This is a genomic window from Parasphingorhabdus sp. (assembly GCF_049667325.1).
Classification (GTDB): Bacteria; Pseudomonadota; Alphaproteobacteria; order Sphingomonadales; family Sphingomonadaceae; genus Parasphingorhabdus.
Genome location: NZ_JBATHY010000164.1, coordinates 1 through 10,745 on the forward strand (window position 1 = coordinate 1; position 10,745 = coordinate 10,745).

At 56.0% G+C, this 10,745-nt stretch carries 8 protein-coding genes and 1 pseudogene; 2 read left to right on the top strand and 7 right to left on the bottom strand.

The annotated features are described in order from the left end of the window. From uvrA to WBM93_RS07430, 4 genes are all read right to left on the bottom strand, one after another. On the bottom strand, nt 1-2,327 hold a 2,327-nt coding region (gene uvrA, locus WBM93_RS07415; RefSeq protein WP_424430273.1), incomplete at its 3' end, for an excinuclease ABC subunit UvrA. Between the two features lie 236 nt (nt 2,328-2,563). Further along, nucleotides 2,564-2,896, bottom strand: a complete 333-nt coding sequence (locus tag WBM93_RS07420) for a hypothetical protein (protein ID WP_424430275.1) — start codon at nt 2,894-2,896, stop codon at nt 2,564-2,566. A 23-nt stretch (nt 2,897-2,919) separates the two neighbouring features. Next, nucleotides 2,920-3,993, bottom strand: a complete 1,074-nt coding sequence (locus WBM93_RS07425) for a hypothetical protein (protein ID WP_424430278.1) — start codon at nt 3,991-3,993, stop codon at nt 2,920-2,922. Between the two features lie 81 nt (nt 3,994-4,074). Next, nucleotides 4,075-6,105 (bottom strand): hypothetical protein, encoded by a 2,031-nt coding sequence (locus tag WBM93_RS07430; protein ID WP_424430280.1) that lies wholly within the window; start codon nt 6,103-6,105, stop codon nt 4,075-4,077. A 276-nt stretch (nt 6,106-6,381) separates the two neighbouring features. On the opposite strand from WBM93_RS07430, the gene WBM93_RS07435 reads away from it, so the two are divergent. Next, the gene (locus WBM93_RS07435; RefSeq protein WP_424430283.1) at nt 6,382-7,029 is read left to right on the top strand and encodes a hypothetical protein; all 648 of its coding nucleotides are present in this window, start codon (nt 6,382-6,384) and stop codon (nt 7,027-7,029) included. Here WBM93_RS07435 and gmk read toward each other — a convergent pair whose 3' ends face one another. After that, nucleotides 7,030-7,698, bottom strand: a complete 669-nt coding sequence (gene gmk, locus WBM93_RS07440) for a guanylate kinase (protein WP_424430292.1) — start codon at nt 7,696-7,698, stop codon at nt 7,030-7,032. It lies immediately after the preceding gene. Between the two features lie 121 nt (nt 7,699-7,819). Between gmk and WBM93_RS07445 the strand changes: the two genes are divergently transcribed. Next, entirely contained in the window at nt 7,820-8,938 is a 1,119-nt protein-coding gene (locus WBM93_RS07445) for an AI-2E family transporter (protein ID WP_424430285.1), read from the top strand. On the opposite strand, the gene WBM93_RS07450 is transcribed toward WBM93_RS07445, so the two are convergent. Continuing rightward, nucleotides 8,935-10,215, bottom strand: coding sequence for an MFS transporter (locus WBM93_RS07450; RefSeq protein WP_424430289.1), 1,281 nt, complete (start codon nt 10,213-10,215; stop codon nt 8,935-8,937). The genes WBM93_RS07445 and WBM93_RS07450 overlap by 4 nt on opposite strands. Nucleotides 10,216-10,504: 289 nt before the next feature. Then, a pseudogene (locus WBM93_RS07455) lies at nt 10,505-10,745 on the bottom strand (hypothetical protein); the annotation flags it as partial.

The following is a 10,745-nucleotide window of genomic DNA, read 5'->3' on the forward strand; positions in this document are numbered from 1 at the left end:
TTGACGTTGAAGCTGAACCGGCCCGGCTTGTAGCCGCGCACCTGCGCCTCGGGCAGACCGGCAAACCAGTCACGGATATTGGTGAAGGCACCGGTATAAGTCGCGGGGTTCGAACGCGGTGTGCGGCCAATCGGCGACTGGTCGATATCGATGACCTTGTCGCAATATTGCAGGCCGGTAATCTTGTCATGCTTGCCGGCAATCACCCGCGCGCCATTGAGGGTCCGTGCTGCCGCGGCATAAAGCGTGTCGATGGTCAGCGAGCTTTTGCCCGAACCCGACAGGCCAGTGACGCAGGTGAAGGTTCCGAGCGGAAAGGATGCGGTCACATTCTGGAGGTTATTGGCGGTGGCGCCGTGCACGGTCAGCTTCTTGCCATTGCCCTTGCGCCGTTTGGCCGGAACCTCGATCTCCCGCGTGCCGTTGAGATAGGCGGCGGTCAGCGATCGTTTCGATTTCAAAATCTGTTTGAGCGTTCCTTCGGCAACGACCTCGCCACCATGAACACCGGCGCCTGGACCCATGTCAACGACCCAGTCCGCTGTGCGGATCGCGTCTTCGTCATGCTCGACCACGATCACCGTATTGCCGAGATCACGCAGGCGTTTGAGCGTGGTCAGCAGGCGGTCATTGTCGCGCTGGTGCAGGCCGATGCTCGGTTCGTCGAGAACATAGAGCACGCCGCTGAGGCCCGACCCGATCTGGCTGGCGAGACGGATACGCTGGCTCTCGCCGCCGGAAAGCGTCCCGCTGGTCCGGTCGAGATTGAGATAATCGAGCCCGACATTGTTGAGAAAGCCGAGCCGCTCGATGATTTCCTTGAGGATCGGTTCGGCAATCTGGCTCTGCGTCTTGTTGAGCTGTGCACCGAGACCTTCAAAAAATTCCAAGGCATCGCCGACGCTGCGCCGGGTCGAAATCGAAATATCCTCGCCCGCGATCTTGACCGCCAGCGCTTCGGGCTTGAGCCGCGCGCCGTGACAGGTTTCGCATGGCGCCGCGGCCTGAAATTTTGCCAGTTCTTCCTGCATCCAGGCGCTTTCGGTCTGCAACATCCGCCGCTTGAGATTGCCGACGACGCCTTCGAATGGCTTTTTCACCTCGTAGGATTTGCGCCCGTCCTGGAACCGCAGGGTGACCGGTAGACCCTGCGTACCGTTGAGAACAACATCGCGGTGATGCTCGCTCAGTTCACTCCACGGGGTCTCGAGATCAAAATCGAAATGCCGCGCGAGACTACCCAGAACCTGCATATAATAAGGCGAAGGCGGGTTGGATTTTGCCCACGGCACCACCGCGCCCTGTTTGATGCTCAACGCCGGATTGGGAATGATCAACTGGGTGTCGAAGTGAAGCTTCTCGCCAAGACCGTCGCAGGACGGACATGCGCCCTGAGGGGCGTTGAACGAGAACAGGCGCGGGGCGATTTCCTCGATCGTGAAGCCGCTGACCGGGCATGCGAAGCGTTCGGAAAAGACGATCCGGTTCGGCGGCAGGCCGGTGCCTTTCATCTTGTTGGTGGTCAGTGTCGCAACAGCCGGTTCGGGTGTGAAGTTCGCGCTGGCTTCGGCAACTGCGTTCCCGGCCAACGCCTCTTCAACTGTACCATCAGCCAGATCGACAAAAGCCAGGCCATCGGCCAGCCGCAACGCGGTTTCAAAACTGTCCGCCAGCCGCTGTTCCATGCCTTCGCGCACCACCAGGCGATCAACGACCACCTCGATGTCATGCTTGTATTTCTTGTCGAGCTTCGGCGTTTCCTCGATATCGTAAAACTCGCCATCGACGCGCACCCGGGTGAAGCCCGCCTTCTGCCACTCAAGCAATTCCTTGCGATACTCGCCCTTGCGACTGCGCACGACCGGGGCGAGCAGGAAGAAGCGGGTCTTCTCGGGCAAGGTCATCACCCGGTCCACCATTTGTGACACCGTCTGCGCGGTGATCGGCAAGCCGGTCGCCGGCGAATAAGGCACCCCGGCGCGCGCCCAGAGCAGGCGCATATAGTCGTAAATCTCGGTCACCGTCGCGACGGTCGAGCGCGGGTTGCGCGAGGTGGTTTTCTGCTCGATCGAGATCGCCGGCGACAATCCCTCGATATGCTCGACATCGGGCTTCTGCATCATCTCGAGAAATTGCCGCGCATATGCGGAAAGCGATTCCACATAGCGCCGCTGCCCCTCGGCATAGATCGTATCGAAGGCGAGGCTGGATTTGCCACTACCGGACAGGCCGGTAATCACGATCAGCTTCTCGCGCGGAAGCTCGATATCGACGCCCTTGAGATTATGCTCGCGGGCGCCTTTTACTTTGATGTGGGTCAGACTCATGCGGGTGCTTTGCCGAAGATGCCGGAGAGAGTCCAGCGGGTCGAAAGGACAGGGTGGACTGGGCTATATGTTCGATGTTTGTTCTTTTTGCAAGGGGGAGAATTGCCCGATATGTATTTGCACAAATCGTCCATTTACTATCCACACCAAAGTATGAATGGACGCAGCAGCGACAGACCAGATCTAAATGAAGAAAAATCGGATCAACTTGCTCCCGCAAACTTTAATCGGATTGTTTAGTCCTCGTCCGTGTTATCTCGAAAAAGAGCAACTTTTTTTTGTTCTGACTTGTCTCCAGCCTTTACAATAGCAGTTCCGCGAACAACGAGTGTCGTTCCTTCAGGAGCTTTCAGATCGTGTTCGGGATCAAGCATCAGTCGAAGTGAAAGCGGAGGCACACGTTTCCATTTATGCTCACTGACCGTAACCTCGGTCGGCTCAGCGCCATCAATACGGGATTCTCCGACGCGCAATGCATTTGTGGCGCCATATGACGATTCTGCCAGTTCCAAGCTTAATTCCAGTTTGGTCAAATTATATTCGGCCAGGTGATGAGCTACTTTCCCCATTCTAAATTCTCCCGTGGATTCGATCAATTATTCAAAAATGGTGATAGACGCTGTTGAAGAGCGTTGAGCTCGGATACATCGCAATATATCCCTTGGGTTCCGCGCAACACATCGGCAACATCTGCTCCAAGTTCGACAGCTTCTTTTGAAATGTCCAACTGATCTTCAAGTTTTCTATTCAATTCGATCGCCACAACAACGATGCCGCTGGCTGCTTTTTGTTTTTGCGCTGTTGTGAACGTTTCCTCTGATAATATTCCCATCTGGTCGACAACAAATCCCCGAACATTATCGCCCGCCCTGATCAACTCCGCATCTGGCGTACAGCCAAATACCGCCAATCTTGCCAGCTTTGCATTTCGTTCTGCGATCGCTTTTTCTTCGCTCGCTGTCTCGGTTACATTGGTGATCGCCCGCATCAAGGTGCCGGCTTGTTGATATCTTCTGAGATCCCGGATTGCGGCCTCAATGGTGTATTCGGTCACTGGTGAACCTTTTTGTCGTAACAATTCTGTTTCAACATTTGCTCGCTCGGCATCCATGGTGACAATCAGCGCCGGCAAAGTGCGATCAAAATAGAGATTCTTGTTTATGGAAGACTGAATACCTGCAAATCCTGCTATCACTGTCGCCAAATCATCTGCCACTTCTTCAAACAGAGCGGCAGTCGAGGACAATCCTATTATCGCTGCGTCAAACCCCAGCGCCAACTCGATCCCCTCGGAAAAAAGCCGACTAGAATATTTGTCATATTGCTTGTCTATCAACCCCATATAGTGGTCGATGACCCGATTTCGAAATTCTTGCTTCCCAACGACATCCTGGCGGACATAATGAGCAATGACTTCTTCGCGTGTTGCAACTTTACTCCCACTGACAATCAGCGACGATTCAGGCATGTCTAGCACGTTTTCAGGCGCACCCCTCATGGTCGTACACCCGCTCAATCCAATGGCGCCGAGTGCAACCACCAAAACTGGAACTCTCAAAATTCTGGAACAAAATAGCCGCTTCATAGACTGCCCCCAATCCATTGTTTCCAAAAGCGACCATTTTTTTGATTTTGTGAATTGTAACACAATATTGCCGGTTCTCAAAGAATCGCCAATTCATGAGGAATAGAGATAGAACAGGCGAGGATGAGTTATGCGTGACGGTGGTCACGATCTAGTAACAGGTTATTTCTTGGTAGTGACCCGCCCGAAAACCGCCCGGTATATCTCGAAAAACCCGACCATCTCCGGCGATCTCTTGCTCTTCATGTCGCAGAAAAATTTGCGGTTCCAGCCCTTCGCGGTGCCGAGGTGGATCATTGCGTAAACATAGGCCAGCAACCCCGCAGAAAACACGAAGGCCGTTTCCATCCCCACCGTCGCCCAGATAGCCGTTGCGATCACGGGATAGGCCAGCACAGGGAAACTGATGATCTTGCGGTAATTGAAAATCGCCTTGCTCTCTCTTGTCGGCAGGCCAAATTTTCCAACCAGGGTGGAGGTGAAGGGCAGGCGGTTGTGGATTATCGCGGCTGGTATCTTGATCCACCACGGCACCGGAGCGAGCAGGATCGTGCCGAGCGCCAGCAGCTCGAAAAACGGATAGCGGATGACGAGCAGCGCCAGCACTTTATAATCATGATATTGTTTCGCGGTATGGGCAAGAAGCTCACCGACGCCGTCAACCGCATAGCGGCCGGTCTCGCGGAAACGAAACACGTTATTGGGATACATGTAATATTTTATCAGACCCTTGAGACCCGGCGTGTCGCTGCGTTTGGGCCGGATCTCGAGCAGCTTGGCGACCTCGTCCGTATAGGTGCCGTACCAGACCAAATGGTCGGATTTCTTATGCGGCCGATTGGAAAAATAGGTATCGTTATAGCGCGCGATCCGTTCCTTGAGATTGCGGCGGATCGATTTGCGAAACTCCGGTTCGGTGATCATACGGTGGACCAGCAGGCACTGCATCTCGCTTATATTGTTGAGCCCGCCGGTAAACGGACGGGTGAAGCCGATGGTATAGATGTTGCGCAGCCGGGGCGACACCACGCCCAGAAACTGTTGCCGTGTCTTGTAGAAAAAATGCTCGGACGCACCATCGCTGCGCAGCCGGATTTCGGGGATTGCGGGCACTTCCTGGTCGCCGTCGATGATTTCGTCAAAGCGGGTGGTTTCGCCCTTTTCGCTGATCGTCCCGGTTTCGCGGTCGATGGTTGTACTGGCCTTGTCCCATAGTTTGACATGACCATGTTCGAGGAAAAACGGCAGGTCGTTGATCAAATAGCCATCGCTTATCTTCTGCTCGAGCGTTTCCCCGCAATAGAGTTTATAGACGTCGATCGGCCAGTATTTGATCGCGATATGGCCATTTTCGACCGGTGCCTTTGCCTTGAAAAAGCTGCGGATGTCCGCGTGCGGCCGGATGCTTTTGGGATGGCGCACGCCAAGGCTGTTGCGATCGAAAACCCGCGCGAACCAATGGTGGATCAGGCCGTGGATATAGCCGCCGTCGATGAACGCGCGGTAGCTCCATTTGCTGAATTCGGCAAAATTGTGACATTCGAGTTGGTCGAGCGGCACAAAGCGCGGGCCATCGTCGAATGGCGAAAAAGTGGCGAACATCTTGTCGAGCATGATGAAGCCATTGGTGACCAGATGCACCTTGGCCCCATAGGCGACCAGCTTGGCGATCAGCAGATTCGAACTGTCACCGGTCGAGGTGACCGCCACGCTCTTTCCGGCATAGCTCTGGTCAATCCTGATCTGCTTGAGATTGGCGTTCATCTGACGCCGGAACGCGGTGGCGATAACGACATGCTGCGCGCGAAATTGTTCACCACTGTCCAGATGCACAATGCTGTGACCGGGATGATTGTCGATGCTGTCGACGCGTCCCTGATGGATCCTGTCAGCGTAGCGCGCGGCATATTTCTTGTGGATGGCGTAAAATTCCCGGGCGGTCGGAAATCCGTCGGTGAAACCCTCGCCTTGCTCCTTGAGCATCTCGACCAGTTCGAACGAATAGACGCTGCTCTGCAGCGAACTTACCAGATCGAAATCCAGCGCATCGGCAGCTTCGAGCTGTTGCCAGATCGGGGTCATTTCCGACACCATCAGCCATTTGACCCCGCTTGCATCCAGTTCGCGGACCAGCGGCATGGTCGAAAATCCGCCACCGACGATGAGGACATCAATTTCCCGCGCTTGCACCATAATGTCCCCCGAAGCGATCCGCCGCTGTTGCTTCTGGTAAACGGTCGGGGCCTCAATACCAACGCTCTTTTCGGTTTGACGGGCGTTTCAAGCAAACGTTCCGGCCAATCCACCGGAGGCAGAAGTGTTCCCCTTTCATCGACGGGCAATTGCCGTTGGTCGAATCGAGACCGGAGCGGTGCGCTCCTGTGCTATTCTTCAGACAGCTGAGTGACGGTCCGGAAATAGCGCAAAGCTTTCGGGTCGCATCGAAGCTCAATCAGGGGGGATGGTGTCATGATGCGGTATCGCAAAAAGGCGGGCCGGGGAACATTGCCTACCGCATGGGCAAGCTCCGATTCCCGGGTCAGCTGGCTTCGCGTCCGACCCCTATTGGGCGTGATCCTTGCAACGCTCCTGGTGCCATCCCCTTTGCTTGTGCCGGTCCATGCGCAGCAAGTGGCGATTCCCGCCACTAGTCCTCCTCCGGCCTGCGCCACCGTTGATCACCGCGCTTTCGATTTCTGGATCGGAATATGGGATGTGACGGCGGTCGGCCAGAATCAGCCCACGGCAATGAACCGGATATCGCGTGATCATGCCGGTTGCGTGATCCGCGAAGATTATGAAACCACGGGCGGCTACTCTGGCATGAGCATGAGCTTTTATGACGCTGCCCGAAAAAAATGGCACCAGACCTGGATGGGCCTCGATGGTGCGGCCTTATTTATCGAGGGCGGGCTCAATGATCATGGTGAAATGGTCCTCAGCAACCGGAACACGCCTTATTATCAGGAGGGCACCGTGATCAACCGGGTCACCTGGACGCCGAACACCGACGGCAGCGTCCGTCAGCACTGGCAGGCATCGTCCGATGACGGATCAAGCTGGTCGACGGTTTTCGACGGACTCTATGTCAGGCAGGCTCTGACGCCGGCGGGCTGATCATTCCGCCATCAAATCGCGAACAAAGCCAATCAGTCCGGTTTGCCGCAAACGGCGCATGCGCTCGGTCGCCAATATTTGTTTCACCTTGGCAAAGCAGGCGTCGAGATCATCGTTGATCAAAACATAGTCATAGCCGTCCCAATGGCTGATCTCGCTGGTCGCGCGCTGCATCCGGCTCTCGATGATGTCGGGAGCATCGGTGTTGCGGCTTTCCAGCCGTTTGCGCAATTCGTCGAGTGTGGGCGGCAAGATAAAGACCCGGACAACATCCTGTCCCGCGCGCTGGTAGAGCTGCTGGGTGCCTTGCCAGTCGATATCGAAAAGCACATCCTGTCCATCCGCGAGACTTTGCTGGACCGGTGCGGCGGGCGTAGCGTAGCGGTTTCCGAATACCGTGGCATATTCCAGGAAGCTGTGGTCAGCGACCATTTCTTCGAATTCATCGCCGTCGACAAAATAATAGTCTTTCCCGTGTTCCTCTCCGGGCCTTTTTTGGCGCGTAGTGACGGAAACGGACATGGCGATCTCCTCATCGGCTTCAAGCAACATGCTCGCTAGCGTCGATTTGCCCGCACCCGAGGGGGAAGAAAGCACGAACAGCAAACCGCGTCGGCTCAACTCTCGGTGATCATTATCGATTGTCTGGGAAGAAATATTGTCGGCCATAGCGGCTATTGGCCGAGAAAGGCGCGTGGCGTCAAGATGCTGCCGCGATGTTTTTTCCATCTTGCTGACCCCGTGCAATCATCCTGATGACAGTCTGATAAATTCCGGCTATTCCCAAATCATGGTTCAGGGACGTATCAGCACGATATTTTATGCGGTCGGCATTACCATTATGGTGGGCTGGCTGTTTTACGTCGGCAAGGACATCATTTTGCCGATCGTGACTGCGATCATATTGCTGCAGATACTTTATGCCGCCAGCGCCACGGTTGCCCGGATTCCGGGACTTGGCCGGACACCGCTGTGGCTGCGTGCCACGCTGGCGCTGATCGGGGTCCTGGCCCTGCTTTTCGCGATGACCCGGATGCTGGTGGCGAGCCTGCAGAACCTCGTGCCGTCGCTGCCGGTCTATCAGCGCAATCTGGAAAATCTGTTCGCCGCGTGGTTCCCGACTCCGGCCGACACCGGCAGCGGCCAGCCAGAAGTTGCCGAGCGCATGGCATCGCCGTCCGCGATGTTCGACCGCGGCACGGAAGCTGTCGCCAAAGCGGTTAGCGATTTTGCGACCAGATTTTTTACCGAGATCGATATCGCCGCGCTTGCCCAATCGGTGTTGTCCTCGCTGACCAGCTTCGGCGGATTTGTCTTCATCACGATATTATATGCATCCTTTCTGCTGAGCGAGATCACCGGCTTTCCGGAGAAGGTGCGCCGTGCCTTCGGTTCCAATGGTGATTCGACCGACACGCTCAACATGTTTACCCGGATCAACCATGATATCGGCAGTTATCTGGCAACCAAGACACTGATCAATATCATTCTGGGCGTCGTGTGCTGGGCGATATTGCTGATCATGGGCGTGGAATATGCCGCGCTGTGGGCGATCATCATCGGCCTGCTCAACTATATTCCCTATATCGGATCGTTTGTCGGCGTGGCTTTCCCCGCGCTCTTTGCGGTGGCCCAGTTCGGCAATTTGACCGTACCGCTGGTCGCCACTGGCCTGATGACGGCGGCGCAGGTGCTGATCGGCAATGTTGTCGAACCGAAGATGCTCAGCAAGTCGGTCAATCTCAGTCCAATGGTGGTGCTGGTGTCGCTGGCAATCTGGAGCAGTCTGTGGGGCATTCCCGGGGCGATACTGGCGGTTCCTTTTACAACCATATTGATGATCGTGCTGGCGCGCCGGCCCGGAACCCGGCCGATTGCGGCGCTGCTCTCCAGCGATGGCAATGTTTAAGCCGGCTTAACCGGCGGCTTGAGCAAAAACGCGCCAATCAGACCAAGCCCGATCAAAGCCAATGCCAGAGTGAAGGCAAGATCATAGCTGCCGGTTTCTTCGAAAATATAGCCACCACCGACGGGTGCCATCGCGGCAAAAGGCAACATGACCGGTGCCATGACCGAGTTGATCACCGGAAAGGCGCGCTCGCCAAAATAATTTCCGGTGACCACCGGGCCTAGCACCAGCATGCTGCCATATCCGGCACCGAACAGCATCCCCATCGCGGATAGCAGGACAACGCCCTCGCCAAACCAGAATCCCAGCAATGAGAAACCCATCAGCAACAGCGAACCGAACACCGTCCAGCGCAATTCGAACATGTCGCCCAGCCAGCCGGCGGGAATGCGCGCTATGCCGCTGCCCAAAATCGCGAGCCCCATCACCGAGGCCGCCTCGATCGCCGGAACACCCTTGTCGGTGAGATGCAACACGCCATGATTGAGCAGGAAGAAAAAAGTGGTCAGGTAAGCGATGGTGGCGAGCATCAGGCAAAGGACCACAGGCTGGCGGATGATTTCCTTCATCGTCCAGTCTTCCTCGGTGCGGTGGGTCCTCGAGCGGTTGTTGCGCGCTGCAGCAGCTTCCCGGACATTGTCCGGATCGACATTGTCGGAAAATTGTCCGATTTCTTCGGGGCGGTTGACGAGGAATTGGGTCACGATGATGGCGAGGACGACCATCGCTGCCGCTACCAGCCACGCCGCGCGCCAGCTGTCAAAATAGGTCATTATCGAAGAGAGCGCGGGCTGTGCGATGGCACCTCCGACGGCTCCTCCGGTCAGCACTATGCCGATGGTTGTCGCGCGCCGCGCCTTGAACCAGTTGATCATGGTGGTTTGAGAACAGATCGGCCCGGTCAGCGAGAGGGACATGCCGACGACCACACCCCAGACCAAAATCCAGTGCCAGATTTCCTGCACCACACTCGCTGACAGCAGCAGCCCGGCGAGCATCAGGCTGAGCCCGATGGTAACGGTCCGGCGGACCCCGTATCTGCTGATCAGAAATCCGGTCAGCGGGTAGCACAGCCCGAACAGGATCAGCCCGACACTCTGGGCGATGGACGCGGTCCCGCGGTTCCATGCCATCGTCTCTACCATCACCGGGAATACTACCGAATAAGCGAAATAGACGAAGCCTGAAGCGGCGAACTGGATGAAGAAGAATAGCCCGACATTGGTCCAGCCATAGAATTTGCGGGGCGCTGGCCCTGATTGCGCGGTCGTCGCCAATTTGCTCTCCTGTGCCGCCCAATTTCAACGATTTCGGACAAGCTTACAGCAATGTCAGTTACAATCAATAATGCAAATGGGGGGATAAATTCTGCTCGCCGGATTTTGGGCGGTCAGCATAGATCAATCGGGATTGCGGTGATGCTTGTCACCATGCCTCAAGCGCAGGAGCAGGTCCAAAGTTTGTCAAAGTTTGGGCCAAGGACGCGCTATTTTGCGTTATGTTGGATAGATTGTTGCCGATGTAGGATATTTTATTTCGGGCTGATTGGCTGGCACCCGCTAATGTTTACCCGGGAAGTCGTAAAGCCGCAGGATCTGATGCGGTTTCGCTTTCCTCCGGCACCGGCTTGCCCTCGATATCGATCACTGCTTCGGATGCAGGAAGCAATTCTGCCTCCTTCGAGTCATCATAGAGTTTCTTGGCGATCAATGCCCCGCCGACCAGCAGCGCGCCGGGGATGGACCGGGTCGCCAGACGGGCGGCGATCATGCCGAGGCCGCAGTTCCGCAAGCCATGACCCGTGGTA

Excerpts from the sequence above, each read along its gene's own strand:
- WBM93_RS07420 (WP_424430275.1), bottom strand. The coding sequence starts at position 2,896 with ATGGGGAAAGTAGCTCATCACCTGGCCGAATATAATTTGACCAAACTG.
- WBM93_RS07430 (WP_424430280.1), bottom strand. The coding sequence starts at position 6,105 with ATGGTGCAAGCGCGGGAAATTGATGTCCTCATCGTCGGTGGCGGATTT.
- WBM93_RS07435 (WP_424430283.1), top strand. The coding sequence starts at position 6,382 with ATGATGCGGTATCGCAAAAAGGCGGGCCGGGGAACATTGCCTACCGCA.
- gmk (WP_424430292.1), bottom strand. The coding sequence starts at position 7,698 with ATGGCCGACAATATTTCTTCCCAGACAATCGATAATGATCACCGAGAG.
- WBM93_RS07445 (WP_424430285.1), top strand. The coding sequence starts at position 7,820 with ATGGTTCAGGGACGTATCAGCACGATATTTTATGCGGTCGGCATTACC.